We start from the raw sequence: 26722 nt of genomic DNA on the forward strand, positions 1-26722 counted from the left end.
TCCGAAGGGCGCGATGGCACAACGAGTGGTAGCGCGTGCTACTGAGGTTGTCGTACGGTAATCGGCGCAAGTAGCGCGCGCAACCATCGCGGCAGGATCCATGGGCGGCAGCGCGCGACGATCTCCCGAGGAACAGGACCGAGTACCGACTGCCCGACGGTCCTGGCCTGGCGAAACGGAAGTGGCCAATGCACGCTCCTGATCACCTTCGCGTCGAGCACCTTGAGGTGCCGCTCGGTCTGCACCTGCGCCGTCCCCGCCTGTCATGGCGGCTCCCCCGCATGGCGGTGAAGCAGATCGCCTATCAACTTCGCACCGCCACCTGGGACTCCGGCCGCGTGACGTCCGAGCAGTCCGTCCTGGTCCCGTACACGGGTCCCGAGGCCCGGTCCGCGGAGCGCACCGAGTGGCAGGTCAAGGTCTGGACCGATGCCGGCGAGAGTGCCTGGTCCCAGCTGTCCTGGTGGGAGACAGGTCTCCTCGATCCGGCGGACTGGACGTCCCGGTGGATCGAACCGCACGAAGGCGAAGAGCCGCCTGCCGCCGGGTCCCGCCCTGCCTACCTGCTGCGCCGCGCGTTCACCGTCCCGGCCTCGGTCGTCCGCGCCCGGCTGTATGCGACCGCGCACGGCGTGTACGAGGCGTTCCTCAACGGCCACAGGGTCGGCGACCTCGAGCTGACGCCTGGCTTCACGGCGTACCGCGACAACCTTCATGTGCAGACATACGACGTGACCGACCTGGTCGCGGCGGGGCCGAACGCACTCGGCGCGGTCCTGTCCGACGGCTGGTTCCGCGGCCGCGCCGGCGCCATGCGCCTTGCCGACAATTTCGGGAACCGCACGGCGCTGCTCTGCCAACTGCACCTGGAGCACGGCGACGGAACAACCACCGTCATCGGGACGGACGACACCTGGACCTGCGCCACCGGAGAAATCACGGCGGCGGATCTGATGGACGGCGAGACGCATGATCTCCGGCTGGCCCGACCTGGTTGGCCCGGGCCGGGTTTCGACGACTCGGGGTGGGCCAAGGTACGCGAGGTCGGCGATGGCCTCTACGCGGACTTCGCCCGGCTGACCGCCTCGCCGGCACCGGGCATGCGGCGGGTCACGGAACTGACCCCCATCTCCTCCACCCGGTTGGCGTCCGGCGCGCAGGTGATCGACCTCGGCCAGAACATCAACGGGTGGATCCGCCTGAACGTCCCGGCGGGCGACGAACTGACCCTGCATCACGGCGAGGCGCTCGGCGAAGGCGGCAGCGTCGACATGGACCACTTCCGCGCCGTCGACTTCATGAGCGATGGCGTGCTACTCCCTGGAGGCCAGGTGGACCGAGTGATCGGCGCGGGTCGTCCGGACGAGGTGTTCGAGCCCCGGCACACGACCCACGGATTCCGCTACGTCCAAGTCGACGGTGCCAGTCGGGACCTCTCGGCAAACGACGTGACCGGCGTGGTGGTGCACACCGACCTGCGCCGCACCGGGCGCTTCGAGTGCAGCGACGAGCGCGTCAACCGGCTCCACGACATCGCCGATTGGAGCTTCCGGGGCAACGCGTGCGACATCCCGACCGACTGTCCCCAGCGGGAGCGCGCGGGGTGGACCGGCGACTGGATGCTGTACGTGCCCACCGCCGCATTCTTGTATGACGTCGCTGGCTTCTCCGTCAAATGGCTGCGGGACCTGGCGGTCGACCAGTGGGACGACGGATGCCTCACCAACTTCGCACCCGACCCCGGGGGCCGAGCGGTCCAGCACCTGCCTTCCGAACTGCTCGACCAGTTCGCGGGCTCGTCCGGCTGGGGCGACGCGTCGGTGATAGTCCCGTGGGAGCTGTACCGGGTGTACGGCGATCTGGAGATCCTGCGCGAATTCCGCCCCATGATGGTCCGCTGGGTCGACTTCGCCGCCGAGCGCGCCCGCACCCGCCGCCACCCCGACCGGGCAGCAAACCGCGCCGAACCCGAGCCGCACGAGGAGTTCCTCTGGGATGCCGGCTTCCACTGGGGTGAATGGTGCGAACCCGATGGTGGGCAGGGCGACTTCCGCACGATGGACCAAGGAGCCGTCGCGACTGCCTACCTCTACCGCTCAGCGCACTTGCTGTCCCGCATCTCCACGCTGACCGGACACATCGACGACGCCGCGCGCTTCCATCGCCTGGCCGAGAACGTGCTGCGCGCGTGGCGCACGGAGTACATCACCGAGGACGGCACGCTCACCCTTGGCACCCAGGCCACACATGTCCGGGCCCTTGCCTTCGGCCTGGTGCCCGACGAACTCCGCGGCGCGACCGCGGATCGGCTTGTCACGTTGATCCGCGCAGCCGGCACCACGGTGGGCACTGGCTTTCTCGCCACTCCGCTGCTTCTGCCGGTGCTCGCCGACACCGGCCACCTCGATGTCGCCTACGAGCTCCTCCTGCAGAGCAAGGAGCCCTCCTGGCTGACGATGCTCGACCGCGGTGCGACGACGGTCTGGGAGGAATGGGGTGGCATCGATGCCGCCGGGAAGGCGCACGCGTCCCTCAACCACTACAGCAAGGGCGCAGTGATCTCGTTCCTGCACACCCGCGTCGCCGGCATCCGTCCCCCCGAGGATCCCGATCAAGGATCGGCCGGCTATCGGAGGTTCACCATCGCCCCGACGCCCGGCGGCGGACTCACCAGTGCCCGGGCAGAGTTCGCGTCGCCGTATGGAACCATCGCCTCCGGTTGGCGGGTCGAGGGGAACGCCTTCGCCCTTGAGGTCACAGTCCCGCCAGGCACCGAAGCCGACGTACGGTTGCCGGACGGCCGCTCCTTCCGCGCGTTGCCCGGGAAGCACCGGTTCTCTTGATGCGCCCTCTGCCGCGCGTGTCCCGAGGCCCCGACCGTCAACGCGGACGAGCCTGTCAAACCCAGCGAGCGTAACGCCTACACAAAAATCGGCCCACACCGCCGAGTCCGCAGCGCCGGCCGCTACAGCGGCCCCGAGAAATTCCAGCAGCAAGTGGTAGCGCGTGCAACCTACAGGGGCTACGCTCCACCCACTCCCGCAGTAAATACGTACGACACGACTTCTGATGATTTAGACGCCTTCGTTCAGGTACGTCGATTCATCCCGTTGCGCCTCTCGACTTCGGCATCGACAGGCGGGCTGTCGCACTCAGCGTCGTCATGCCGGACTACCTCGGCGCCCTGGCCGTTCCACCGGGCATCACCGCGCCCGCTCAAGGCGGCCGCCTTCCCTTCCGCAGTCCTCCGTACCGCGCCACGACCAGAAACGGACCACGCCTCATGTCCACTCCGCACCGCGCCAGACGTCGGGCCGCAATCGCGATCGCGACGGCCGCCGCCCTCGCCGTCGCCGGCTGCACAGCCGAGAAGAAAGACGACGCGACCGGTCCGTCCGGCCCCGCCGCAGCACCGCCGGCGCCCAAGGTCTCCCCTGGCGTCAGCTACGACACCATCAGGATCGGCATCACCTACCCGGACCTGGAGAGCATTCGGCAGTTCGTCAACATCGACCGCGGCGACCAAGAAGGGGCATACAACGCACTGATCAAGCAGATCAACGACGCCGGCGGGATCAACGGGCGCAAGATCGTCCCGGTGTACGCCAAGATCAACCTGATCTCGCCCGCGGCAGCGCAGGAGACCTGCGTCAAACTCACCCAGGACGAGAAGGTCTTCGCGGTCCTCGGCAGCTTCAACGGCGACGAGCCGCTGTGCTACGTGCAGACCAACAAGACCGCGATCATCGGGGGCGCGCTCACCGCCAAACGGTATGCCCAAGCCCAGGCACCGTGGTTCGCCTTCTACCGGGGCGGCGACGAACTCGCCGAAGGCATGCCCCTTCTCGCCGCGAACAACTCTCTCGCCGGCAAGAAGGTCGCCGTCATCTCCAACGTCTACGAGCAGGCGGTGATGAAGGACAGCGTCATCCCCGCGCTCCAAAAGCTCGGCGTCACACCGGTCGAGACGGCCGTCCTGGACGCGCCTCCGCAGGACCCGGCAGCGGTCGGCCAGCAGACCGGCGTGTTCATCCAGAAGTTCCAGGCGTCGGGCGTCGACACCATCGTCGTGGTCGGCAACATGGGTGCCTCCTTCCCGCCGGTCCTCGAACAGACCAAGTACCGACCGCGCCTGTTGTTCACCGACATGGGTCAGGCCGCGGGGTACACCGGCGACAAGGGCAAGCACGACTTCACGACCCTGACCGACGCGATGGCGCTCGGCTTCCGCAGCGACTGGCTGGGCTCCGGCAACCGCGAGTGCGTCGCCACCGTGGAGGCAGCCTCCCCGGAGCTCAAGGGGAAGCTCGTCGATCCCGCGACGCTGGCCCCGGGTGCGCCTGACCTGGGCGCCGCCGTCTCTACGGCCTGCCAGAACCTGGGCCTGTTCAAGGCCATCGCCGAGAAGGCCGGGAAGGACCTCAACTACGAGACCTTCCAGAACGCGGGCTTCGCTCTCGGGTCCTTCCCCATCCCGACGTACGCGGAGCCGGCGACTTACTCGAAGGAGACACCCGCCGGCAATATCCCGGTCCGAACGTCGAAGTACGATCCCGCGACCCAGAAGTTCGTCATCAGCAGCAGCTGAACGTCGTCCCCGAAGGCGCCGGAGAAGCATCCGGCCCAGGGCGGGAGCGACCGGCAGCAGCCAGCAGGGCGCCGGTCCCGGGGGCCTGCCCCCGGGCGGCGGCCGGGGGCGCCCCCCACCCCCCGCCCGCACTGTTGCGTAGCGCATACACAAAAACGGGGCCAAGCTCCTTGTTCAATCATAGCCATGATGGCTAACATGCAAGAACTGACGCAGCGTCAGATCTTGGGTGCGTGTCGTTTCGCCACCACGGGCCGGCCCCGGGTGAGCGCCCGGCCTGCTGCCGCCCCGAAGCGCGGCCGGCGATCGTCCGGGCAGGGCAGGTTCGAGCTCGGCGCACCCCTGACCGCCTTCATCACTCGATCCGACAGGGACGTCCCATGACTGACGACGACAAGCGCGTGCTCTACATCTCCGCCGTCTACGACGAAGCCGAAATCGAGGCGGTCAACCGCGTCCTGCGCAGCGGGAAGCTGGGCATCGGCGCGAACGTCGCGGAGATGGAGCGGCGGGTGGCGGAGATGACCGGCAAGCGGCACGGCATCATGTGCAACTCCGGTTCTTCGGCTCTGTACCTCGCCGTCGAACTGCTCGGCCTCCAGCCCGGCGACGAGGTCATCACCTCGCCGCTGACCTTCTCCACCGACGTCGCACCGATCGTCCGTGCCGGGCTGGTGCCGGTGTTCGTGGACGTCGAGCCGGACACCTTCAACGTCGACGTCTCCCTGCTGGAAGCCGCGGTCTCCGACAAGACCAAGGCGATCCTGCTTCCCAACCTTGTCGGCAACGCTCCGGACTGGGACGTCGTACGCGAAGTCGCCGACCGTCACGGCCTCAAGGTCATCGAGGACGGCTGCGACTCGCTCGGCCCCAAACTGCGCGGTACCCCGACCGCCACCCGCGCCGACATCTCGGTCACCAGCTTCGCGCTGTCGCACATCATCACCGCGGGCGGCACCGGCGGCATGGTCCTGCTCGACGACGACGAACTGCGCGAGCGCTGCCTGCTGCTGCGCCGCTGGGGGCGCCGCTCCGAGGTCCAGGTCTTCGGCGGCAAGGGCGAGCGCAGCTACTGGGAGGACCTGGACGGCGTCGCGTACGACAGCGGGTTCATCTTCGACGAGCTGGGCTGGAACTTCGAGCCCAATGAGATCAGCGCGGCCTTCGGCGTCGAGCAGCTGAAGAAGGTGCCGGTGAACTTCGCCCGCAGGCGCCGCAACTTCCAGCTCTACACCGAGTTCCTCGGGCAGTACCCGGAGTACTTCATCCTCCCGCGCGAACTGGAGGGTCTCGAAACCGCCTGGCACACCTACACGTTCCAGATCCGCCCGGACGCCCCGTTCACGCGTGGCGACCTCCAGCAGTACCTGGAGCCGCGCGGCGTCGACACGCGCACGGTGTGGACCGGCAACGTGACCCGGCACCCGATGCTGAAGAACGCGGCGTACCGCATCGCCGGCGGCGGACTGCCGAACGCCGACCAGGTCATGAAGCAGGGCATCCTCGTCTCCGGCAACCATGGCCTCGACGACGACGCCATCGCCCGTGTCACCGGCCACATCTCCGACTTCCTGAAGACGCTGTGACCTTCGGCGGGGGCGCTGTGACAGGGACCGCGCCCCCGCCGAAGACTCCCGGGGCAACTCGACGACCAGGACAGGAAGAAGCATCCATGCCACGCCTCCAGAATCACGTTGCGGTGATCACGGGCTCCGGCGCGGGTATCGGAAGGGGCATCGCCCGCCGATTCGCGTCCGAAGGCTGCCGGATCGTCGTGAACGACCTTCGTGACCAGCCTGCGCACGACGTCGCACGGCAGCTCGGCGACGAGTTCGGCGTCGAGACGCTCACGCTCGTCGGGGATGTGACCGACCGCGAGTTCGCCATCGGCCTGGTCGACTCCGCCGTACAGCGATGGGGGCGCATCGACGTCCTGGTCAACAACGCGTGGGGCGGCGGTCACACCAACCGCCTGGAGAACAAGACCGACGCCATGTTCGCCCACGGGCTCGACATGGGGTTGTGGGCAGGCTGGTGGACGATGCGTGCCGCATTCGAACCCATGCGCGACGCCGGTGGCGGCTCCATCATCAACATCTGCTCCCTCAACGGGGTCAACGCCCACCTCTACACAGCCGAATACAACGTCGGCAAAGAAGCCCTCCGGGCGCTCACCCGTTCGGCGGCACGCGAGTGGGCGCACCATCAGATCCGCGCCAACGTGATCTGCCCGGGGGCCAAGACCGAAGCCTTCGCCGCATTTGCCGCAGCCAATCCCGAGCTGGCGGCTGCTGCCGAGGCGAACAATCCCATGGGCCGCATGGGCGACCCGGAGGCCGACATCGGCGGTGCCGCGCTGTTCCTCGCCTCCGACGACTCCCGCTACGTCACCGGCAACACCCTCTTCGTCGGCGGCGGCAGTCACATCAACGGCGTCGTCTGGAAGCCTGTCCCCGAAGAGGACTTGGCGGCGGACGCATGACCTCGAACACTCAGAGGGGTTCGGCAGGCTTGCAGCCTCTCGGCGTCTTGGACGGCCGCGTCGCCGTCGTGGCAGGCGTCGGCCCGGGCATCGGACGCGCCACCGCGGCTGCCCTTGCGGAGGCAGGCGCCGACCTTGTCCTCGCCGCACGCCGGCCCGAGCCGCTCCGCGCACTCGCGCACGAGATCGCAGAGACCACCGGGCGATACGTCCTCGCCGTGCCCACCGACATCGCGGCGCCGGATGCAGTGCACGCAATGATCGACGCCGGCGTGGCCGAACTCGGACGCCTGGACATCGTCGTCAACGTCGCGACGTACTGCCCGCGAGGCGTTGTAGAGCACCTGGCCCGCGAGGAGTTTCGTCGCGCGTTCGAAGTCAACGTCCTCGGAGTATTGGAGGTCAGCCGTGCCGCGCTCCCCCATCTGCGCAAGTCGGACTGCGGGTCGATCGTGCAGATCAGCAGCGAGGCACCGCGGCTGAAGGCCCCCGAGCTGGCTGCCTACTCGGCCACCAAGGCGGCCATGGAGATCGCCTCGGCCACCATGGCTCGGGAAGTCGGTCCGGACGGCGTGCGTGTCAACGTCGTCTCGGCCGGCAGCACCGACAACGAGAAGCTCGCGGCCTGGATCGAAACCCTCGCCCAGGAGCAAGGCCGATCCGCGGAAGCGGTGCGTCGGGAGATGGCCGAAGACGCCGCTCTGCGCCGCATCACCACCGCAGAGGACGTCGCCGCGACCGTCCTGTTCCTCTCCTCTCCTGCCGCCCGCGGCATCACCGGCACCGTGACCCGTGTGACCTCCGGCCTCCTCCTGGAGCCGTGAACGCGTTCGTGCGACGCAAGCCCGAGGTCCGCTGTGGCTCGCCGACCGGAGGCGGGTTCAGGCTTCCCGGCGTCCGTTCACACGGCGCGGAAGGCCCATCGGGTTGGTGTCGCGCAGTTCCGGCGGGAGCAGCGGGTCCGGCGTGTTCTGGAAGGCGACCGGACGCAGCCAACGCTCGATTGCCGTGGCCCCCACCGACGTGGATGTCGATGTGGTCGCGGGGTAGGGCCCGCCGTGGTGCTGTGCCTCGGCGACCGCGACACCGGTCGGCCAGCCGTTCACGACTACGCGACCGGCGAGTCCGGTGAGCCTGGTGAGCAGGTCCGCGGTCTGGGAGTCCCCGGCGCGGGCCTCGTCGGCGGACACGTGAAGCGTCGCCGTCAGGTTGCCCGGAAGCCGGTCGAGCACCGCGTCGACCTGGGCCGTGTGGGCGTAACGGACGACGACGGTGACGGGACCGAAGCACTCCTCAAAGAGCGCGTCATGCTCCGACCCTTCCCCCAGAGTGCCCCCGGACACGACCAAGAGACCTGCTCGGACGGCGTGTTCTCCTTCCGGCCCAGGGAGCACCGGTGCCTCCACACCCGCCAGCCCCGAGCGCTCGGCCACACCGTCGAGGAAGTTATCGCGCATGCGGTGGTCCAGCAGGGCTCCGGGGGTGACATCGGCGAGTGCCTCGGCCAGCGCGGCCACGAGGCGGTCACCCGGCTCTCCGGCAGGCACGAGCACCAGGCCGGGCTTGACGCAGAACTGACCGAGCCCGAGGGTCGCGGACGCCGCGAGGCCCGAGCCGATCTCGTCGGCGCGCTCGGCCGCTGCTGCCGCAGTGACGACGACCGGGTTGAGCGAGCCGAGTTCGCCATGGAACGGGATCGGCGTGGGACGGGCGGCCGCAGCATCGAAGAGCGCGCGGCCCCCGCGGACCGAGCCGGTGAACCCGGCCGCGGCCACGAGCGGGTGGCGGATCAGATGGAGGCCGGCGTCGAAGCCGTGCACCACGGAGACAACGGCTTCCGGCAGGCCCCCCGCGGCGGCGGCCCGCCGCAAGGCGGCGAGGACGAGTTCGGAGGTCGCCGGGTGGTCCGGGTGGGCCTTGATCACGACCGGGCAGCCGGCGGCAATGGCGCTGGCGGTGTCGCCGCCTGGGACGGAAAAGGCGAGGGGGAAGTTGGAGGCGGCGTAGACCGCGACAACGCCGAGGGGGATCTTGTAGCGGCGCAGGTCGGGCACCGGCGGGGCAATGGAGTCGTCCGGGTGGTCGATGATGACGTCCAGAAAGCCGCCCTCGTCCACGACGTCGGCGAAGGCGCGCAACTGCGTACAGGTTCGAGCGAGTTCACTCGCGAGTCGAGCCTCGCCGAGTGCGGTCTCCGAATCTCCGGTGACGACGATCGCATCACGGGCGGCCTCCAGTTCCGCGGCGCAGCCGCGAAGGAAGGCGGCGCGCGCCACACGGTCGGCGAGGGCGCCGCCGGCCAAGTGGGCGGCGCGCACGGCGGCGTCGACGTCGGCGGCGGTCGCCTCTACGGCCACCTGAACCCGGCGCGCCGCGGTGCGCGGGTCGATGCTCCAGACGGATGTACGCAACGGAACAGCCCTTCCCGGCTCGTTGACATCTTCGTTTTCGACACCCTAGCGTCATGACGGGATTTCGAACCAGTGACGAAATATCGAACAAGGTCGATCAGCGAGGGAGTCTGGCCATGCGGATCACGCGGGTCGATACGCACGTCGTCGGCACGCCGTGGCGGAATCTGACGTACGTCGTGGTGCACACCGACGAGGGCCTGACCGGCCTGGGCGAGACGCGCATGCTTGGCCACACCGATGCCCTGCTCGGCTACCTGAAGGAAGCCCAGGCCAACCACATCCTCGGGTCCGACCCATTCGCCACCGAGGACCTGGTGCGGCGGATGAAGTACGGCGACTACGGCCGGGCCGGCGAGATCGTGATGTCGGGCATCGCGTGCGTCGAGATGGCGTGCTGGGACATCAAGGGCAAGGCCCTGGGCGTACCGGTGTGGCAGCTGCTCGGCGGCCAGGTGACCGACAAGGTCAAGGCATACGCCAACGGCTGGTACACCACCGAGCGCACGCCCGAGGCGTACGCGGAGGCCGCCCGCGGGGTGATGGCGCACGGGTACCAGGCGCTGAAGATCGACCCGTTCGGGGCCGGCCAATTCGAGCTCTCGCACCGGGAGACGCTGGACGCGGTCGCCCTCATCGAGGCGGTGCGCGACGCGATCGGACCGGACGCCGAGCTGATGCTGGAGATGCACGGCCGGTTCAACCCGTCCACCGCGGTGCGGCTGGCGCGCGAGATGGCGCCGTTCCGTCCCGCATGGTTGGAGGAACCGGTGCCGCCGGAGAATCTCAAGGCGCTCGCCAAGGTCGCCGAGAAGGTCGAGATGCCGGTCGCGACCGGTGAGCGCATCCATGACCGGATCGAGTTCCGCGAGCTGTTCGAATCTCAGGCGGCCGACATCATCCAACCCGACCTGGGACACATCGGCGGCATTGCGGAGACCCGCAAACTCGCGGCGACCGCGGAGACGCACTACATGCTCATCGCACCGCACAACGTCGGCGGATCGGTGCTGACCGCAGCATCGCTCCAAGTCGGCTTCAGTACACCGAACTTCAAGGTGCTGGAGCACTTCAACGACTTCGCCGACGCCGAGATCAAGGCAGTCGTCAAGAACGCCCCGCAGGTCGTCGACGGATACTTCGAGATCAGTGACGCTCCCGGCCTGGGCGTGGAGTTCGACGCCGACGCCGCGGCGGAGTTCCCACAACAGCAGGCACACTTCGACCTGTTCGCCGACGGCTGGGAGAAGCGCGAGCCCGAGGCGCGCCGATGAGCGGCGGGCACGAGAGCGGCGTCGTGGCGCCTGGCAGCGCCACCGGAACGGCTCTCGTCATCGAGCGCCCCGGTGCCTTCCGGCTGACCGAGCACTCGCCCAGGCCCCCCGGCCCCGGAGAGGCGCTGGTCCGCGTGCGCGCGGTCGGCATCTGCGGAAGCGACCGGGAGGTCTACCAAGGCACCCGGCCGTCCGGCTACGTCCGCTACCCGCTCACACCCGGCCACGAGTGGTCCGGCGTCGTGGAAGCCGTCGGCTCCGGAGTGGCCACCTCGCTGGTCGGGCGCAAGGTGGTCGGTGAGGGCTTCCGCAACTGCCAGGTCTGCGAACGCTGCCGCGAAGGCGAGACCACACTGTGCGCGGCAGCATACGAGGAGACAGGCTTCACCCAACCGGGTGCGATGGCACCCACGCTCACTCTGCCCGCCCGCCTGCTGCACGTCCTGCCCGACCATGTGGACCTGGACTGCGCAGCCCTCCTCGAGCCCGCCGCGTGCGCCGCGGCCGCCGCACTGCGCGGCGAGGTACGGCCCGGCGATCGCGTCGCCGTGGTCGGCACGGGAACACTCGGTCTGCTGGCCCTGCAACTGCTCGCGGCATCCTCGCCGGCCGAACTGCTCGCGGTGGGACGATGGCCCGAACAGCGGGCGCGCGCGGAGGCATGCCGTGCGACCGCCTACATCGACGCCGGGCATCGGCAAGACGTCGGCGGGTTCGACGTGGTGGTGGAAGCAGCGGGCGCACCGGATTCCGCCCGTACGGCAGCCTCCCTGCTGCGCCGCGGAGGACGCCTCGTGCTCACCGGCATCCCGGCGCCCGGCGCGACCGGCCTCGACCCGACAGACCTGGTCGTCCGGCGGATCGACGTCCGGACGGTCTTCGGCGCACCGCCCGCCGCCTGGGCGCACGCCGTACGGGCCTTCTCCGCAGGGCTGATCGACCCGAGCCCGCTGATCACCCACCGCCTGCCTCTGCCGGACTTCGCGCAGGCCCTCGACCTGGTGGGCAGCGGGTCTCCCGCGGTCGGCAAAGTCCTGCTCTTCCCCTGACTCCGCACACTCGCCCACACCGTTGCCGGAATCGCCGAACACCCCCTGAGGCTCACTTCATGACTGCCCACCACGCATACCGCCGTCCTGCCGAAAGTCCGCTGGCCGCGCTCGGCCTCGCCGCTCCGGCGCCGGACCCCGCGGACGCCTCACCGCACCGGTTCCCCGACGGGGGCTCCTGGCGCACCGAGCTCCCCTCCGTGGAGGGCCCCGAGGCACTTGCCGTCGTGCTCGAGGAGTCGGAGCGGCAAGCAGTCCCCGTGCACCGGGTCAGTCAGGGCAGCGGCGTATGGATGCTCACCGACGCGGAGATAGCCGAGATGGTGGCGGCGTGCGCCGAACGCCGCGTCGAACTGTGCCTGTTCACCGGACCGCGCGGTACCTGGGATATCGGGGCCGGTACGCGTACGAACTCCGGCGGCGCCGGTTTGCGCGCCCGGGGCCACGACGCGCTCGCGGGATGCGCCGAAGACGCCGTGCGAGCGACGGAGTTGGGCGTTCGGTGCCTGCTCGTCGCCGACGAAGGCGTGCTCTGGACGCTGCACCGCGCCAGGGACGCCGGCATCCTGCCCGGCGACACCACGTTCAAGGTCTCCGCACTCATCGGCCCGGTCAACCCGGCCTCCTACGCCGTCTTCGAAGGCCTCGGCGCGGACTCGCTCAACATCCCGTCGGATCTGACGCTGGAGCACATCACGGAGATCCGCCGGGTGAGCCGCGCGCCCATGGACCTGTACCTCGAGGCCCCGGACGACTTGGGCGGCTACGTACGGATGTACGACGCCGCGGAGCTGATCCGTCGCGGTGCACCGCTCTACCTGAAGTTCGGCTTGTCGAAGGCACCTGCCCTCTACCCCTCGGGCGAACACTTGCGCAGCACAGTCGTAGCGGCCGCACGCGAACGCGTGCGACGCGGACGGCTCGCCCTCGACCTGTTGGAACGCCTGGGCGCGGCGGGCGGCATGTCGCCCCTGGGGGCTCGGCTACCGGGCGACCTCGTACGCTTCCCGGTGCCCGACCCGCAGGACACGATCACCGGAGGCAAGCACTAGTGGGACGACTCGTTCCGGCCGTGACCAGGGCGTTCGACATCCTGGAACTGTTCCTCGACGAGGACGCGGCGTTGTCGGCGCCGGACATCGTGCGACGGACCCAACTGCCCCGTACCACAGCGCACGAGTTGCTGGCGACGCTCGTGACGCGCGGGTACCTGGCCCAGGACCCGGCGGGGCACTACGCGCTGGGAGTGCGGGTGTACCAACTCGGCAGCCGGTACGCCGAGCAGTTGGACCTCGCCGCGGAGGGCCAACAGGTCGCCCGACAGGTCGCCGACGCCTGCGGCGAGACCGTGCACGTGGCGATCCTGGAAGGCACTGATGTCATCTACATCGCCAAGGTCGACTCGACCCACGCGGTGCGCATGGTCTCGGCGGCCGGGCGCCGCCTGCCCGCGCACTGCACCGCGGTCGGCAAGATGCTGCTCGCCTCACTGCCCGAGGACGAGCTGCGCGCGCTGCTGCCCACGGACGTCCCCCTCGCGGCGCTGACCCAGCAGAGCATCACCGACCCTGCAGCGCTGCACACGGCACTCGCGGAGATCCGCGCCCGCGGCACAGCGTCCGAGAACCGCGAGTCCAACCCCGACGTCTCGTGTGTGGCCGCCCCGGTGCGCGACGAAACCGGCCGCGTGGTGGCGGCCCTGTCGATCTCCGCACCCACGATCCGCTGGGACGACAACCGCCACGCCGAACTCGAACGCCTCGCCGCCACCGGCGCCGGCAACCTGTCGGCGCGGCTCGGCCACCGGCAGGCGGCGCCATGACCGGCGACCTCCACGAAGCGGTACGCGCGGACGCCGCGCTCGGCGAAGGCCCCACCTGGGACCCTGCCGCGCAACACCTCCTGTGGGTCGACATCCTCGGCTCCCGCATCCACACCTTTGATCCCGCCTCAGGGCGTACCGGGGAGCTGACCACCGATCAACACGTCGGTGCCGTCAAGCCCCGCGCCGCAGGGGGCCTGGTGGCCAACCTGCGCGACGGGGTCGGACTCTACGACGTGCACGGCGACTTCACCTGGCTCCTCCACCGACCGGTCCCAGGCCGACGCGGCAACGATGCCGCCATCGGCCCCGACGGCGCACTGTGGGCGGGGACCATGCGCTACGACGAAGCCCCGGGCGGTGGAAGCCTGTTCCGCGTCACAGCCGACGGCTCGGCCGACACCGTCCTGGACGGCGTCACAGTCAGCAACGGCATCGCGTGGAGCGGCGACCACCGCCTCATGTACTACGTCGACTCCCCCACGCGCCGCATCGACGTGTTCACCTACGCCGACGGGCACGCGTACGAACGCCGCCCGTGGGTCGAGATCGAACCCGGTGCGGGCTTTCCCGATGGCATCACGGTCGACGCCGACGGAGCCGTGTGGGTGGCCCTCTGGGATGGGGCCGCGGTACGTCGCTACACCCCCGACGGACGCCTGGACCGGACCGTCGACCTTCCCGTACTGCGCCCGACCGCGTGTGCCTTCGGCGGCGTAGGACTCAACGACCTGTACATCACGACCGCCCGCACCGGGATCGCCGATCCGCATCCCCTCTGCGGCTCGCTTTTGGTCATCGGCGACGCCGGGCACGGCCTGCCGCAGCCGCCGTTCGCGGGCTGACTCGAACGATCTGGCAACTCCTCGACGCAGAAGCTCCGCGACGGCGTCAGGCGAGCGCAGACGGGTCGGCCAAGACCGCGGCAAGGACGGTCCCGGCCGCACCGCGTACCGCACTCTCCGCCGCCAATGCGGATGCACGAATGGCAGGCCTGCCGCCCCGCAGCTTGCCGCCGCCGTGGGCCACCGCGGCCTCGATCGCGGGAGTCAGCCACGGCGCAAGGTGGGCATGCAGCCCCCCAAGGACGATGGTGTCCGGATCCAGCAGATTGACCGCTCCCACGAGCGCCGTCGCAAGTCCTTGCCCCGCCGCCTCGATCGCCCCACGTGCCGCTCGGTCGCCGTCATCGAGGCGACGCAACAGCTCGGCCAGCCCCGGCTCGGATGCGCCCACGTCATCGGCTAGGCCCGCGGCGAGCAGGACGGCGTCGATACCGGCCACCAGTTCGAGGCAGCCGGTGCCACCGCAACGGCACGTGGTTCCCCTTGGGTCGACGACGACGTGGCCGATTTCACCGGCAGAGCCGTGGGCTCCTCGGAAGAGTTCACCGTCGACCACGATGCCGGCGCCGATGCCGGTCTCGCCGGAGAGGTAGAGATAGCTGCCGGCGCCTTGCCCTGCGCCGTACCAGAGTTCTCCCAACGCCCCGAGGTTGGCCTCGTTGTCCACGATGACGCCGAAGACCTGCCCGTGCAGAGCGCCACTGATCAGCGCCGCGGCGGGCACCGACTCCCACCCCAGATTGGGTGCGTTGACGTTGCCCTCGGTGATCACCCCTGGCAGCGCGACGCCCGTCCCGACCACGTCCAGCCCGGTTTCGGCCGCTCTGGCGATCACCCATTGCGCCAACGTGCCCAGCGCTTCCAAAGTCTCGCGGGCATCACGGCCGCGGTTGTCGCACGCCACGGTCTGGCTCAGGCGCACCTCTCCGGTCGGATCCAGGACACACGCGGCCAGGTAGTGCCCGTTGATCTCCAGCCCCAGGCCGGCGACGGGCCCCGCGGCCAAGGAGACCGGAGCCCCAGGACGACCCCGGCCCCCCTCGCGTACCGGGCCCGCGGTCGTGACCAGCCGCAGTTCCTCCAGAAGCGCCACCTGGCTGGCGACCGTGGTTTTCGTCAGCCCGGTGACCTCCGCGAGCCGGGCGCGCGTGACCGGCTGCCCACGGGCGACTTCGCGCAACACGAGGGCGAGGTTCCGCTCGCGCATGGTGTCGATACGGGTCGGGCGGCTGGGTGGCACGGTCATGACGCCGATCCTTTCAGGGGCCCCGAACCGGTCCTGCGGGACGTGGTGCCTTGACATCCGGGTCGCATGCCCGGTTAGCTGACGATCACTTTAGTCCAGTCATTAGACTTAATCGACCGGGAGGCGCCGTGACTGACCTGACCCCCAACCCCGAGGACCGATTCACCTTCGGCTTGTGGACGGTCGGCTGGCAGGCGCGCGACCCCTTCGGCGACGCGACCCGAGCGCCCCTGGACCCCGTCGAGGCCGTGCACCGGCTGGCAGAGCTGGGGGCCTACGGCGTCACCTTCCACGACGACGACCTGATCCCCTTCGGCGCCGACGACGCCGACCGTGCGAAGCGCATCACCGCCTTCCGCACTGCGCTCGACGCGACCGGCATGACCGTCCCCATGGCGACCACGAATCTGTTCACCCACCCGGTCTTCAAGGACGGCGCGTTCACCGCCAACGATCGCTCCGTACGCCGGTTCGCACTGCGCAAGGTCATCCGCAACATCGATCTCGCCGCCGAACTCGGGGCCCGGACCTACGTGTTCTGGGGCGGCCGCGAGGGCGCGGAGACGGACGCAGCCAAGGACGGCCGGGTCGCTCTCGACCGCTTCAAGGAAGCGCTCGACGTGCTGTGCGGATACGTCCGCGATCAGGGCTACGACATGCGCTTCGCACTCGAACCCAAGCCCAACGAACCGCGCGGCGACATCTTCCTGCCCACGATCGGCCACGCCCTCGCCTTCATCGAGCGTCTCGAGCACCCCGAGATGGTCGGCCTCAACCCCGAGGTCGGGCACGAGCAGATGGCCGGGCTCAACATGGTGCACGGCGTCGCCCAGGCGTTGTGGGCCGGGAAGCTCTTCCACATCGACCTCAACGGCCAGCACGGTCCCAAATACGACCAAGACCTGGTCTTCGGCCACGGCGACCTGAAGAGCGCGTTCTTCCTGGTCGATCTCCTCGAGCACGCCGGGTACGACGGCCCGCGGCACTTCGACTACAAGCCGCTGCGCACCGAATCCGCGGACGGGGTCTGGGCCTCGGCGGCCGCGAACATGCGCACCTACCTGCTCCTCCGCGAACGCGCCCGCGCCTTCCGCGCCGACACCGAGGTCCAGGCGGCCATGATCGCGGCCGGCCTGGACCAGCTCGCGGTGCCGACGCTCGCCCCCGGCGAGACGTGCGCCGACCTCACCAAGGACGACTTCGACCCGGAGACGGCCGCGGCTCCCGGGCTGGGCTACGAGCGGCTGGACCAGCTGGCCATCGAGCACATCCTCGGCGCACGCTGACATGGCCGCCGCACCCCATCTGGTCGCGGGCGTCGACTCCTCGACCCAGTCCTGCAAAGTCGTGGTGTGCGACGCGCGCACAGGCGCCGTTGTACGCCACGGGCGCGCGCCGCACCCGGACGGAACCGAGGTCGCTCCCGACGCCTGGTGGCAGGCCCTCCATCGCGCGATCGACGACGCTGGCGGACTCGCCGACGTGGCGGCGGTCGCCGTCGCCGGCCAGCAGCACGGCCTGGTCTGCCTCGACGAGGACGGCCGGGTCGTCCGCGACGCCCTCCTGTGGAACGACACCCGCTCCGCCCAAGCCGCCGACGACCTGGTCGCCGAGCTCGGCGGACCGCAGGCGTGGGCAGACGCGGTCGGCAGTGTCCCCGTCGCGTCCTTCACCGTCACCAAGCTGCGCTGGCTCGCAGAACATGAGCCCGAAACCGCAGCACGAGTCGCAGCCGTCTGCCTCCCCCACGACTACCTCACCTGGCGTCTACGCGGCACCTGCGACATCTCCGACCTGACCACCGACCGGGGCGACGCATCCGGCACCGGCTACTGGTCGCCCACCGACGAGGCGTACCGCGAGGACATCCTGCGCCTTGCCTTCGGCCGTGCCCCCGCCCTCCCGAAGGTGCTGGGACCGCGCGAAGCAGCAGGCGTCACCCCAGAAGGCCTGAGCGTCGGACCGGGAACCGGCGACAACATGGCCGCCGCCCTAGGCCTGGGCATCACTGCCGGCGACGTCGTCGTTTCCCTGGGCACGTCCGGGACCGCATACGGCACGACCACCACCCCGCCTGCCGACGCCACTGGCTCCGTCGCCGGATTCGCCGACGCCACCGGTGAGTTCCTACCGCTGGCGTGCACCCTCAACGCCGCGCGCGTCCTGGACGCCGCCGCCCACATGCTCGGCGTCACCCACGACCGCCTCGCCGAACTCGCCCTGTCCGCACCCGCGGGCGCGGACGGCCTCGTCCTCGTCCCCTATCTCGACGGCGAACGCACACCCAACCTTCCCCACGCCACCGGAGCCGTACACGGCCTCACCGGCCGCAATGCCACCCCCGCCCATTTCGCCCGCGCCGCCGTCGAAGGCATGCTCTGCGGCCTCGCCGACGCCCTTACCGCACTCACCGCGACCGGCCTGACCGCCGAACGCGTACTCCTCACCGGCGGCGCGGCCCGCTCCCCCGCCGTCACCGCGATCGCCCCCAGCTTGTTCGAGCTTCCGGTCGTACGACCTGAACCAGCCGAATACGTCGCGGTCGGCGCTGCCCGCCAGGCCGCCTGGATTCTGCAGTCACCCGGCAGCCCCCCACCCACTTGGCGAACCAGCCGCAGCGGACTCCCCGGTCAATTCCCCGAAACGTCGGTCCGTGCCCGGTACGCGTCAGCGCGCACCCTCCACCTGGCAAGGCCCGGGCTCGGCAACGCTGCCTTGGTGAAGAACTAGCCGGGCCTCGCTCCGGTTCGCCCACCATGGGTCATAAGCGGGCCTGGCTGGCGGCTATCAGCCGGGCCCGCCGCCGTCGCCAGGTAGTCCATGCTCTTGCCGATCACGGCCATCGCGTCGAGCAGGTGCAGCAGTTACTGCACCTTGGCCAAGGCCGAGTCCGGGCGATTCGTTGTGTGGGTCGGGACCGTCCTCATCCGCGGGTTCTCTGTGGGCTCGGATATCGCATCACCACCCTTTTGGCCGGGGTGCCGGGCCAGTCGCCCCACGCGGAAATCGACCGGGACACGCCCGCCGGAGGGCGGTCTCGCACCTTCACCCAAGACGCTCCGAGCCAACGCGCCTGGTGAGACCCAGCACAACCAGCCCCGTGTGCCGAGTGAGCAGCCATCGATCACAGGTAGTCCAGGAGTAAGCCAGGTGGCTTGCGACTATCCGAGCGGGTCAGAAGACTTCGCCCGTGAGCGACGATCAGCGCAGAAGGCCATTCGACGAGTCGACGGCACGTTCCGCCCTCAGCACTGCGGCCGAAAAATGCGGCGTCCCATACAGACCGGCCGTGCTGATCAGTCCTGTCGCCGACAACGCCCTGTTCCGCTTGCCCGACAACGTCGTCGGTCGGGTGTCGTCCACAGACCGCACCTTGGCACGGGCTGCCCGCGACGTGCAGATCGGACGATGGCTCAACAACAAGGGCTTTCCCGCTGTGGCGCCCGTGGAAGGCGTCGTGCAGCCCGTGGTGAGCCAGGGGCGCGTGGTCACGTTCTGGCACGAAGTCCCGGACGCCGTCATGGCGTCCACGCGCGAACTCGGATCACTGCTCCACCACTTGCACAGCATGGCGGTGCCACCCGACGTGGACATCGAGCCGTTGCAGCCTTTCGTCAGGATCGACGCTCATCTCGAGGCTGCGGCCCCTCACCTCGCCGACCACGACGTCGCCTTTCTTGCCCAGCACCTGGCCGAGCTGCACATCGCATACGACGCACTCGATTTCGACCATCCGGTCGGGCTCATCCACGGCGACGCGAACCGGAAGAACGCCGTGCGGGGCTCGGACGGGCGGGCGGTGCTGCTGGACTTGGAGCGGTTCAGCGTCGGGCCGCGCCAGTGGGACCTCACAGTGTCCGAGGTGTACCGGCGGCTCGGCTGGTACACCGAGGCCGAGTACGACGACTTCGTGGACGCGTACGGGTGGGATGTCCGTGGGTGGGATGGCCTGCCGATCCTGGTGGCCATCCGAGAGTTCCGGATGACCGCGTGGCTGGCGTCCCGCGTCGGCCGGGAACCCGCGCTGCGGTCCGAGGCGGAGAAGCGGATCGCTTCGTTACGTGCCCCCGATGCGCGACGAACTTGGACACCGGGCGATTGACCAGCACTCACGCAGCGTCAAAAGCCTCCCGCGCCCGCTCGCGGAACTCGGAGACCGCAGTGAGGCACGCATACGGCTGCAGTTCGCGGTTGAACGCCGTCAGATAGGACCGCACACGCGCCGACTCGATCCGGCCGGCCATCGCCAGGCCCTCGGCAGCGGTGGCACAGGCCTGTTCGACGTCCTTGCCGTGGAGTTGGGCGGTGGCGAGCGAGACGCGGCAGAACACGCGGCTGCGCGGGTAGGCGTCCGAGAGTCCGCCGAGCGAGAGGCCTGCGTGGTACTCGGCGTCGGCCCTGGCGCGGAGCCCGGTGAAGCAGTGACCGAGTTCGTCGTGGAGTTCGGCGGCGTCGAAGTAGGCGATCCAGTCCGGGTTCTCTCCGACCACGCCGCGGTCGAAGGAGGTCTCGGCTTCGCGCATCACGCGGATGCACCCGCGCTTGTCGCCGATGCTGGCCAACGCGCGGGCCTCCATGGCGCAGTACATGGCGTGGACGGTTGGCGTCGCGTGCCCAGCGGCACCGAGCTTGGCGGCGCGAGCGAAATCGAGAGCCTGCTGGTACTCGCCGAGGAAGTTGGCCTGGTGGCTCATCAGGGCCAGAGCCTTGCCCCCGAGTGCGCGGTCACCCGAGGCGTGGGCGAAGTTGAGGGCTTGGACGAAGTACCGACGCGCGAGGCCGTGCAGGCCGATGTCGTAGGCCATCGCGCCGGTCTTGTAGGTGAACTGGGCAGCGACCGCGAACAGTCGTCGCCCGACGCCATCGGTGTAGGCACCGTGCAGCAGAGGCACGACGTGATCGGCGAGGTACTGCACCGCGGCGGTCCGGGCGTGCCCACCGCCGTACTGGTGGTCGAGGTCCTCGAACATGCGGGTAGTGGCGCGGACGGCGTCTACGTCCCGGTCGCCGACTTTGACGGTGCGGCCCGGCCTGTAAGCGGGTTCGGCCGGCGGCGCCAAGAGCCAGCGTGTCATAGGTGTTGCGAGCATCGCGGCGGAGACCACGCCGTGGCGCAGGAAGTCGGTTCGCTTCAAGTCTTCGTTCCACAGGGTGCGGGCCGTGCGTAGTACGGCGGTTCGGTCCTCCGCGAAGTCAAGCGCGAGGTTGATCGGCGGGCCACCGCGTCCGGACATGCCAACCTCCGCAAGCGTGAGCGGCCGACCGAGGCGCCGCCCCAAAGCGGCGGCGAGCAGTTCGGGCTTCTCTCCGCGGGGCCGCATGCCCGACAGCCAGCGACCCACGTCCACGTGGTCGCACCGCACGTCGGTCAGTCCGCGTGCGGCGGCCATTGCCCGCACGTCGCGGGCGAGGGCAGAGCGTGAGTACTGGGCCTCGTCCATCAACGCGGCCAAGTCGTCGTTCGGGGTGCCGGCCATGTGCTGCTCCGGTCCGTGCCATTCGGTGGGGATGCACTCACCGTAGCTACGCCGACGCAATTCAGTTAGGGCATTCGAGTCATCCGATCGGGCTGGTGTGCACGGGAAGTGCACGGGGCGATGCCAAGTGCACGGGTTGTGCACGCTGCCACGACCGCCTTACAAGCGGTTGCGTGGTGCCTATGACCTCACCGACACCGCGAACACGGAACTCGCTTCCTGTGGCGACCACTTGGACGCCCCAGCGCACCGCGGACCTGTACGCCTCGTTCGGGTGGCGTCTGGCTCGTGGGACCTACCGCACATACGACGGTTGCTCGTGTCGGAACCCGCAGTGCGCTGCCCCAGGCCTGCACGCAGCGGATGCGGACTGGACTCAGACGGCGAGCAGTGATCCGCAGTTCGTAAGAGCGTGGCTGCGACGGCACCGCCGGGCATGCATGGGAACGCCAGCCGGCGAGTGCTTCGACGTCCTCGAGCTGCCGAGGGCCACTGGTCTCCAGCTCATGAGGCGCTGGGAGTTCGCGGAGTTCCTCACCGGGCCGGTGCTCGCGTTGACTGGGCATCTGTTGGTCTTCACCGCGCTGCGTTCTTCGGGTACGGATGAAACGGGCATCGGCCGGTGGCTCCCGCAGACCGAGTTCCTCGTACTGCCGCCGGCCGGGCGCGCTTCTGCACCCGTGCGGTGGGTGGTGCCGCCGACCTCCGCCAACACGGTGCGCCTGCCGGACCCGGCGAACGTACTGGGGCTGATCGTCCGGTCGCCCCGACGCCGGCGAACGGCAAGCCCATGAGTCCCCGGCAGCCGGTTGCCTTCGAGGCACGTGTGCCCTCCGTGCCGGAGTCGGTGGCGGTTGCACGCCGCATGGTCACCGACCAGCTCAACGTCTGGGGCCTCGGCGGCAACGCCACACTCACAGATGTCGTGGTGCTCGGGGTGAGCGAACTGGTCACCAATGTCGTGCAGCACGCCGCCTCGTGTTCGCCCTTCGCAGACCTGACTCTGTACCTCGACGACCACCTTCTCGAACTGCGCGTCCATGACCGGCACCCTCAGCTGCCAAAGCTGCTTGCGCAGCCGCATCCTGAGAGCTTGGGAGGGCGCGGACTGGCGATTCTTGCTGCGCTCTGCACCGAAGCCGGTGGGGACATCCGCGTCATCCAGGACCACCACGGAGTAGGTAAGGCGGTCACCCTGCGCTTGCCGTTGGACGGATACGGCGAGGTCGGTCCGAGTCCGGTCCGTGCTGCCGAGGCACAACCAACAGACAGAGCTCGATGCGCCGCAGCTGTCGGTGTCGGAGGCCTTGATGAGCCGCTTGTTCCTACCGGGCGGAAACGTCCACGTCGTCGAGCCCCAGCTTCCGGAGGACGAGCCGTTCAAGGTCAGGCACGACACGGCAAGCCGCGAGACCATCTTGCTGGTGCGCCACAAGACCCCTGGCTCGACCCGCACCAACGTCGTGCCCACGACGTACCGCAACGCCAAGGAACTGTTCCAGGCTGCCGCGGATTTCGAGCGGTCGAGCGTCCAGCTGGGTCGGATCGCCACCATTTTCCAGAATCTGCTGGTCACCGAGTACGGCGTTCCCGAGAGCGAACTCGAGAAGAGCCTAGACGCGGTGCTGGCCGACCTGTACGCCGACGAGTCTGCGCACGCACCTTCCCAGAACGAGCAGGAGCAGGCCGCACCGCCGGCCGCCCCGCCCTTGCCTGGCACGGAGTCACGCATCGCGTTGCTCATCGAGAGCAGCACCCGCTTGGCCGACGAACTCGACCTACGGGACCGCGAGGCCCTCGCGTCGCAAGTCGCCGAGGCGCTTGGTTGCGCACCCACTCGCGAGCGATCCGGCTGATACCGGCGGACTCTGCAGGCGGGCAACGAGTCCGCCCTTGCTCGGGACGCGTGCCCTCGTCCGGCGTTGCCGCCGGTTCGGGGCTGGTTCGAGGCCGTGGACAGCGCTTCGACTCACCCGCCCGCAAGGCGGAAGCAGGCAACAGGGTGACTTCGGGGACAAGTGCCGTGCGCCTGATGGACAGTTCCGGCGCTGCACCCAGAACTCCCGGAAGCTGGCCTTCTCACCCGGGTTCCGGGGCCGCCGACGGCGGCGCTCTCTGGCTCCGAAAGGCCGGAGATTCCTGATCAGCCCACTGCGAAAGGACCTCCTTCATGCTCGACGACGAGATCACGCCCGAGGTCGACGAGTTCGACCTCGACATCCGCGTCATCGAATCCGGTGACGACGGTGCCGACCTGATCACCATCACGGACGACAACTGCGGCAGCACGTGCGCGAGCCCGTGTGCCACCAACGTCGCCTGACCGATCCGCAGTAGCGGCTGGTGCCGTGCCCGTACACCGGAATGAACCGCGTACGGGCCGGTACCGGTCGCCTGCGGAGCATCGCCATCCTGAGGAGGGAGCCACATGCCCGCCGCGCGCCGTCGCACGCTCTACCACACCGCCAACACGCTGCTCGTCCGCGCGACCGCGAACACGACGCCGCCGGTGGCCTCCTGGCCGGACCTGATGGCCGAATCGCCGGCCGACGTTCGGCGCCTATGTGCGTGGCTGCGCACGGTATGGGCTGTGGAGGCGGTCGCAGAGGCGGTCGAACACGCCAGTCCCGCACTAGCGGATGCGGTGGCAGCCGTGTGTGCTGCATCTGCCCCGGAGAACGGGAAGGTCCGTCGTGTGGCCCTGTCGTTGACCCGGTACCTGCTGCGTCTCGAACATCGGCCGACACCGTTCGGCCTCTTCGCCGGGGTCTGTCCGGCAGCGTTCGGGTCGTCGCTGACGGTGCGCTGGGGCACTGGGCACCGTGCTGTGGCCCGCGTCGGCGCTGCATGGCTCGGCGACGTCGTCGAGCAGTTGGAGGCGTGTCCGGTACTGCTGGCCAGGCTGCCGCTGATGGTCAACAACACGGCGTTCGTCCGGGGGAACCTGCTGATCGTCCCATACCCCGCACAGACTGGAAGCGCCCGCCGCACCGGGGTGTCGATGCGCCTGACTGCGCCGCTGCGGACAGCATTGGATACGGCCCAGACACCAATCCTGTGCGGTGACCTGCAGGACAAGCTTGGCGCGGAGTTCCCCGCCGCCAAACCCTCCAAAGTCGCCGGGCTGCTGTCCGACCTCGTCGGCCGCGGGGCGCTCCTGAGCAGCCTGCACGCCCCGTCCACCGTCATGTCCGCGTTCGGCCATCTCATGGCCGAGTTGCACGCCGCAAAAGCCGCAGAGATTCCGGCAGTGAAGGAGTTGGTGAACCAGCTCGCCGACGTGCAGGACCTATTGGTGGAACACGAGCGCGCGCAGGAAGCGGCCGTACGACGCACTGTCCGCGCTGGCCTTCGTCGCACGATGACGGCGGTCAGTGCCGTCGCCGAACAGCCCGTGGCCGTGGACCTGATCACGGACTGCTCGCTCACGCTGCCCCAATCGGTGGCCCGAGAGGTCGAACGGGCTGCGACGTTACTGGCGCGGCTGACGCCCTACCCATTTGGTACCGCGGCGTGGCAGGAGTGGCACAACCGGTTCTTCGAACGCTACGGGGTCGGATCGGTGGTCCCGGTCCAGGACGCCATCGACCCGGACGTCGGCCTCGGATTCCCCGCCGGCTACCTCGACACGGACTCGCCGCGGCCTCCGTCACTGTCGGACCGCGACCGACGGCTCCTCTCCATGGCCCAATCCGCGGCCTTGGACGGCGCCCGGGAAGTCGTCCTCGACGATGCGCTGCTCGGTGAACTCATCGACGACCAAGCCACCGCACGGATGCAGCTCGCGCAGCACCTCGAACTCCGGTTCCACGTCAGTGCGGCCTCCCAAGAAGCCGTAGATCGCGGGGACTTCCAAATCGAGGTCGTCAGCGCATCGCGCGGCATCGGGACGACCACCGGGCGCTTCCTGGGCCTCCTGGACCCGGCCGACCACGAGATGGCCGCTGTCCTTGACGACCTCCCCACCGCCGACCCGGGAACGCTCCCAGTCCAGCTCTGCTTTCCCCCGCTGGCACGCAAGGACGGTCACGTCATCCGTGTTCCCGAACTGCTGCGTGCTGTGATCAGCCTCGGCGAGCACCGCGCTCCTGCTGATGACGTCATCCCCATCGACGACTTGGCAGTGGGCTGCGACCGACGACGGCTCTTTCTGGCCTCGATCGCCCGCGGATGCCGTGTGGAAGCGACGACACTGCACGCTCTGGACCTGCGTGCACACACCCCGCCGCTGGCACGATTCCTGGCCGATATCGGCCGCGCCCAGACAGCGGTGGTGGCCGCGTTCGACTGGGGCGCAGCCGCCCGGTTGCCGTTCCTCCCGCGCCTGCGCCAGGGCCGCATCGTCGTGTCCGCCGCCCGCTGGCGGCTGGATGCAACCGACCTGCCGGGCCCGGAGGCTGCCTGGCGCGACTGGCATCAGGCGATCCACGCGTGGCGGGAACGCCGCCGCCTGCCCAGGTGTGTGCTCCTGGCCGAAGGCGACCAACAGTTGCGGCTCGACCTGGACATCGACGCCCACCTGGTGCTTCTGCGCACGGCGCTGGACCGTACTGGGCATGCCTTCCTGGTTGAGGCCGGTACCTCGGACGCACGCGGCTGGTTCGCTGGGCACGCGCACGAGATCGTCGCACCTCTGACCGTCGCGGAGCCGGCAACCTGGCCTGCCGCGCCTCCGGTGACAGCAACTCGAGTGCTGAGCCGCGACCACGGCCACATCCCCGGGGATTCGCCGTGGCTACTGGCCAAGCTCTACGGTCACCCGGGCCGCCAGGCGGAGATCGTCGCCGACCACCTACCCGGTCTCTGGACGCTCTGGGACGAGCCTCCGGTGTGGTGGTTCATGCGCTACAAGGATCCACGACCGCACCTGCGGCTGCGGATCGCGCTGCCCGATCCCACCGCGTTCGGGGAAGCAGCCGCACACGTCGGCGCCTGGGCAACGCGGCTGCGCAACAACGGGCTGCTGAACGACCTCCAGTTCGCCACCTCCTATCCGGAAACCGGGCGGTGGGGCTCCGGAGTGCTGATGCGCGCGGCCGACGACGTCTTCGCCGCGGACTCTCGGGTACTCGCCGTCCAATTCGCCCAGCGCTCCCGTTCGCATTGGCAGGCGTTGACCGCGGCGAACTTCGTGGCCATCGCGTGCGCCTTCACGGGCAGCCCCGAGGCGGGGATGCAGTGGCTGGTCCGCTTCGCAGCCGCCGACGCACCGGGGCCCATCGACCGTGCCGTTCATCGTGAGGCGATCCGGCTGGCCGACCCGAGCGACGACTGGGCGGCGCTGCGCACGACACCGACGGGACCGGCGATCGTGCAGGCCTGGGGGCCTCGGGAACGAGCGTTGCGACGCTATCGCGGACTCCTGAGGGACGAAGACGGCCTCGGCCCCGACCTCATCCTGGATTCCCTGCTGCACGCTCACCACATCCGGGCCGCAGGCATCGCCAAGGACGATGAGCGCGTGTGCGTGCGCCTGGCCCGCGCTGCCGCGCTGGCGTGGACCCACCGCGCGGAACAGGGGTGACCAC

The 26722-nt window shown here is 69.5% G+C and carries 20 protein-coding genes and 1 pseudogene; 18 read left to right on the forward strand and 3 right to left on the reverse strand.

Going from position 1 to position 26722, the window contains the following annotated elements; translation table 11 throughout:
* The first annotated feature begins 188 nt into the window (after positions 1 to 188).
* The 5 genes from LZ495_RS28505 to LZ495_RS28525 all read left to right on the forward strand — a co-directional run bounded on the left by LZ495_RS28505 (position 189) and on the right by LZ495_RS28525 (position 7894).
* The gene (locus LZ495_RS28505; protein WP_235055802.1) at positions 189 to 2843 is read left to right on the forward strand and encodes a glycoside hydrolase family 78 protein; all 2655 of its coding nucleotides are present in this window, start codon (positions 189 to 191) and stop codon (positions 2841 to 2843) included.
* Positions 2844 to 3283: 440 nt separating this feature from the next.
* Positions 3284 to 4588: an ABC transporter substrate-binding protein gene (locus tag LZ495_RS28510; RefSeq protein ID WP_235055803.1), complete on the forward strand. Its 1305-nt coding sequence runs from the start codon at positions 3284 to 3286 to the stop codon at positions 4586 to 4588.
* A gap of 380 nt (positions 4589 to 4968) precedes the next feature.
* Positions 4969 to 6174 (forward strand): DegT/DnrJ/EryC1/StrS family aminotransferase, encoded by a 1206-nt coding sequence (locus LZ495_RS28515; RefSeq protein WP_235055804.1) that lies wholly within the window; start codon positions 4969 to 4971, stop codon positions 6172 to 6174.
* Positions 6175 to 6260: 86 nt separating this feature from the next.
* Positions 6261 to 7070, forward strand: coding sequence for an SDR family NAD(P)-dependent oxidoreductase (locus tag LZ495_RS28520; RefSeq protein WP_235055805.1), 810 nt, complete (start codon positions 6261 to 6263; stop codon positions 7068 to 7070).
* 29 nt (positions 7071 to 7099) lie between these two features.
* The gene (locus LZ495_RS28525; protein WP_235055806.1) at positions 7100 to 7894 is read left to right on the forward strand and encodes an SDR family NAD(P)-dependent oxidoreductase; all 795 of its coding nucleotides are present in this window, start codon (positions 7100 to 7102) and stop codon (positions 7892 to 7894) included.
* Positions 7895 to 7951: 57 nt separating this feature from the next.
* On the opposite strand, the gene LZ495_RS28530 is transcribed toward LZ495_RS28525, so the two are convergent.
* Positions 7952 to 9481, reverse strand: a complete 1530-nt coding sequence (locus LZ495_RS28530) for an aldehyde dehydrogenase (NADP(+)) (protein ID WP_235055807.1) — start codon at positions 9479 to 9481, stop codon at positions 7952 to 7954.
* Between the two features lie 116 nt (positions 9482 to 9597).
* Here LZ495_RS28530 and LZ495_RS28535 point away from each other — a divergent pair, with 116 nt between their 5' ends.
* From LZ495_RS28535 to LZ495_RS28555, 5 genes are read left to right on the forward strand one after another with little or no spacing between them, the layout of a single operon-like run.
* Positions 9598 to 10755: a mandelate racemase/muconate lactonizing enzyme family protein gene (locus tag LZ495_RS28535; protein WP_235055808.1), complete on the forward strand. Its 1158-nt coding sequence runs from the start codon at positions 9598 to 9600 to the stop codon at positions 10753 to 10755.
* On the forward strand, positions 10752 to 11804 hold the full coding sequence (locus LZ495_RS28540; protein WP_235055809.1) for a zinc-dependent alcohol dehydrogenase: 1053 nt from the start codon (positions 10752 to 10754) through the stop codon (positions 11802 to 11804). The genes LZ495_RS28535 and LZ495_RS28540 overlap by 4 nt, the downstream gene beginning before the upstream one ends.
* Before the next feature lie 59 nt (positions 11805 to 11863).
* A complete protein-coding gene (locus LZ495_RS28545) occupies positions 11864 to 12856 on the forward strand; it encodes a hypothetical protein (protein WP_235055810.1) in 993 nt (330 codons plus the stop codon).
* Positions 12856 to 13626 carry an IclR family transcriptional regulator gene (locus tag LZ495_RS28550; protein WP_235055811.1) on the forward strand — a complete coding sequence of 257 codons (771 nt, stop codon included), beginning with the start codon at positions 12856 to 12858 and terminating at the stop codon, positions 13624 to 13626. The genes LZ495_RS28545 and LZ495_RS28550 overlap by 1 nt, the downstream gene beginning before the upstream one ends.
* On the forward strand, positions 13623 to 14471 hold the full coding sequence (locus LZ495_RS28555; protein WP_235055812.1) for an SMP-30/gluconolactonase/LRE family protein: 849 nt from the start codon (positions 13623 to 13625) through the stop codon (positions 14469 to 14471). Before LZ495_RS28550 ends, LZ495_RS28555 begins: the two co-directional genes overlap by 4 nt.
* Positions 14472 to 14517: 46 nt before the next feature.
* Here the strand turns inward: LZ495_RS28555 and LZ495_RS28560 are convergent, their stop codons facing one another.
* Positions 14518 to 15717, reverse strand: a complete 1200-nt coding sequence (locus tag LZ495_RS28560; protein ID WP_235055813.1) for an ROK family transcriptional regulator — start codon at positions 15715 to 15717, stop codon at positions 14518 to 14520.
* Positions 15718 to 15845: 128 nt separating this feature from the next.
* Here LZ495_RS28560 and xylA point away from each other — a divergent pair, with 128 nt between their 5' ends.
* The 3 genes from xylA to LZ495_RS28575 all read left to right on the forward strand — a co-directional run bounded on the left by xylA (position 15846) and on the right by LZ495_RS28575 (position 19819).
* The gene (gene xylA, locus LZ495_RS28565; RefSeq protein ID WP_235055814.1) at positions 15846 to 17003 is read left to right on the forward strand and encodes a xylose isomerase; all 1158 of its coding nucleotides are present in this window, start codon (positions 15846 to 15848) and stop codon (positions 17001 to 17003) included.
* A 1-nt stretch (position 17004) separates the two neighbouring features.
* Entirely contained in the window at positions 17005 to 18447 is a 1443-nt protein-coding gene (gene xylB / locus LZ495_RS28570; RefSeq protein WP_235055815.1) for a xylulokinase, read from the forward strand.
* Between the two features lie 460 nt (positions 18448 to 18907).
* A complete protein-coding gene (locus LZ495_RS28575) occupies positions 18908 to 19819 on the forward strand; it encodes a phosphotransferase family protein (RefSeq protein ID WP_235055816.1) in 912 nt (303 codons plus the stop codon).
* A 7-nt stretch (positions 19820 to 19826) separates the two neighbouring features.
* Here LZ495_RS28575 and LZ495_RS28580 read toward each other — a convergent pair whose 3' ends face one another.
* On the reverse strand, positions 19827 to 21194 hold the full coding sequence (locus LZ495_RS28580) for an NsdA family TPR-like regulatory protein (RefSeq protein WP_235055817.1): 1368 nt from the start codon (positions 21192 to 21194) through the stop codon (positions 19827 to 19829).
* 182 nt (positions 21195 to 21376) lie between these two features.
* Here LZ495_RS28580 and LZ495_RS28585 point away from each other — a divergent pair, with 182 nt between their 5' ends.
* The 5 genes and pseudogenes from LZ495_RS28585 (at position 21377) to LZ495_RS28600 (ending at position 26718) form a co-directional block, all read left to right on the forward strand.
* A complete protein-coding gene (locus LZ495_RS28585; protein WP_235055818.1) occupies positions 21377 to 21988 on the forward strand; it encodes a bifunctional DNA primase/polymerase in 612 nt (203 codons plus the stop codon).
* Positions 21985 to 22395 (forward strand): annotated as a pseudogene (locus LZ495_RS45380) (ATP-binding protein); the annotation flags it as partial. The gene LZ495_RS28585 and the pseudogene LZ495_RS45380, both read left to right, overlap by 4 nt.
* Positions 22396 to 22504: 109 nt before the next feature.
* Positions 22505 to 23050 (forward strand): hypothetical protein, encoded by a 546-nt coding sequence (locus LZ495_RS28590; protein WP_235055819.1) that lies wholly within the window; start codon positions 22505 to 22507, stop codon positions 23048 to 23050.
* Between the two features lie 314 nt (positions 23051 to 23364).
* Positions 23365 to 23517: an FxLD family lanthipeptide gene (locus tag LZ495_RS28595; RefSeq protein ID WP_235055820.1), complete on the forward strand. Its 153-nt coding sequence runs from the start codon at positions 23365 to 23367 to the stop codon at positions 23515 to 23517.
* Between the two features lie 105 nt (positions 23518 to 23622).
* Positions 23623 to 26718, forward strand: coding sequence for a lantibiotic dehydratase (locus tag LZ495_RS28600; protein ID WP_235055821.1), 3096 nt, complete (start codon positions 23623 to 23625; stop codon positions 26716 to 26718).
* The last annotated feature ends 4 nt before the right edge of the window (positions 26719 to 26722 follow it).

This window comes from Yinghuangia soli (assembly GCF_021502675.1).
Lineage (GTDB): Bacteria > Actinomycetota > Actinomycetes > Streptomycetales > Streptomycetaceae > Yinghuangia > Yinghuangia soli.

Bases quoted from the DNA above. Each gene is read 5' to 3' on its own strand.
- LZ495_RS28505 (WP_235055802.1), top strand. From the start codon at position 189: ATGCACGCTCCTGATCACCTTCGCGTCGAGCACCTTGAGGTGCCGCTC.
- LZ495_RS28510 (WP_235055803.1), top strand. From the start codon at position 3,284: ATGTCCACTCCGCACCGCGCCAGACGTCGGGCCGCAATCGCGATCGCG.
- LZ495_RS28515 (WP_235055804.1), top strand. From the start codon at position 4,969: ATGACTGACGACGACAAGCGCGTGCTCTACATCTCCGCCGTCTACGAC.
- LZ495_RS28520 (WP_235055805.1), top strand. From the start codon at position 6,261: ATGCCACGCCTCCAGAATCACGTTGCGGTGATCACGGGCTCCGGCGCG.
- LZ495_RS28535 (WP_235055808.1), top strand. From the start codon at position 9,598: ATGCGGATCACGCGGGTCGATACGCACGTCGTCGGCACGCCGTGGCGG.
- LZ495_RS28540 (WP_235055809.1), top strand. From the start codon at position 10,752: ATGAGCGGCGGGCACGAGAGCGGCGTCGTGGCGCCTGGCAGCGCCACC.
- LZ495_RS28545 (WP_235055810.1), top strand. From the start codon at position 11,864: ATGACTGCCCACCACGCATACCGCCGTCCTGCCGAAAGTCCGCTGGCC.
- LZ495_RS28555 (WP_235055812.1), top strand. From the start codon at position 13,623: ATGACCGGCGACCTCCACGAAGCGGTACGCGCGGACGCCGCGCTCGGC.
- LZ495_RS28560 (WP_235055813.1), bottom strand. From the start codon at position 15,717: ATGACCGTGCCACCCAGCCGCCCGACCCGTATCGACACCATGCGCGAG.
- xylB (WP_235055815.1), top strand. From the start codon at position 17,005: ATGGCCGCCGCACCCCATCTGGTCGCGGGCGTCGACTCCTCGACCCAG.
- LZ495_RS28580 (WP_235055817.1), bottom strand. From the start codon at position 21,194: ATGGCCGGCACCCCGAACGACGACTTGGCCGCGTTGATGGACGAGGCC.
- LZ495_RS28585 (WP_235055818.1), top strand. From the start codon at position 21,377: ATGACCTCACCGACACCGCGAACACGGAACTCGCTTCCTGTGGCGACC.
- LZ495_RS28590 (WP_235055819.1), top strand. From the start codon at position 22,505: ATGAGCCGCTTGTTCCTACCGGGCGGAAACGTCCACGTCGTCGAGCCC.
- LZ495_RS28595 (WP_235055820.1), top strand. From the start codon at position 23,365: ATGCTCGACGACGAGATCACGCCCGAGGTCGACGAGTTCGACCTCGAC.
- LZ495_RS28600 (WP_235055821.1), top strand. From the start codon at position 23,623: ATGCCCGCCGCGCGCCGTCGCACGCTCTACCACACCGCCAACACGCTG.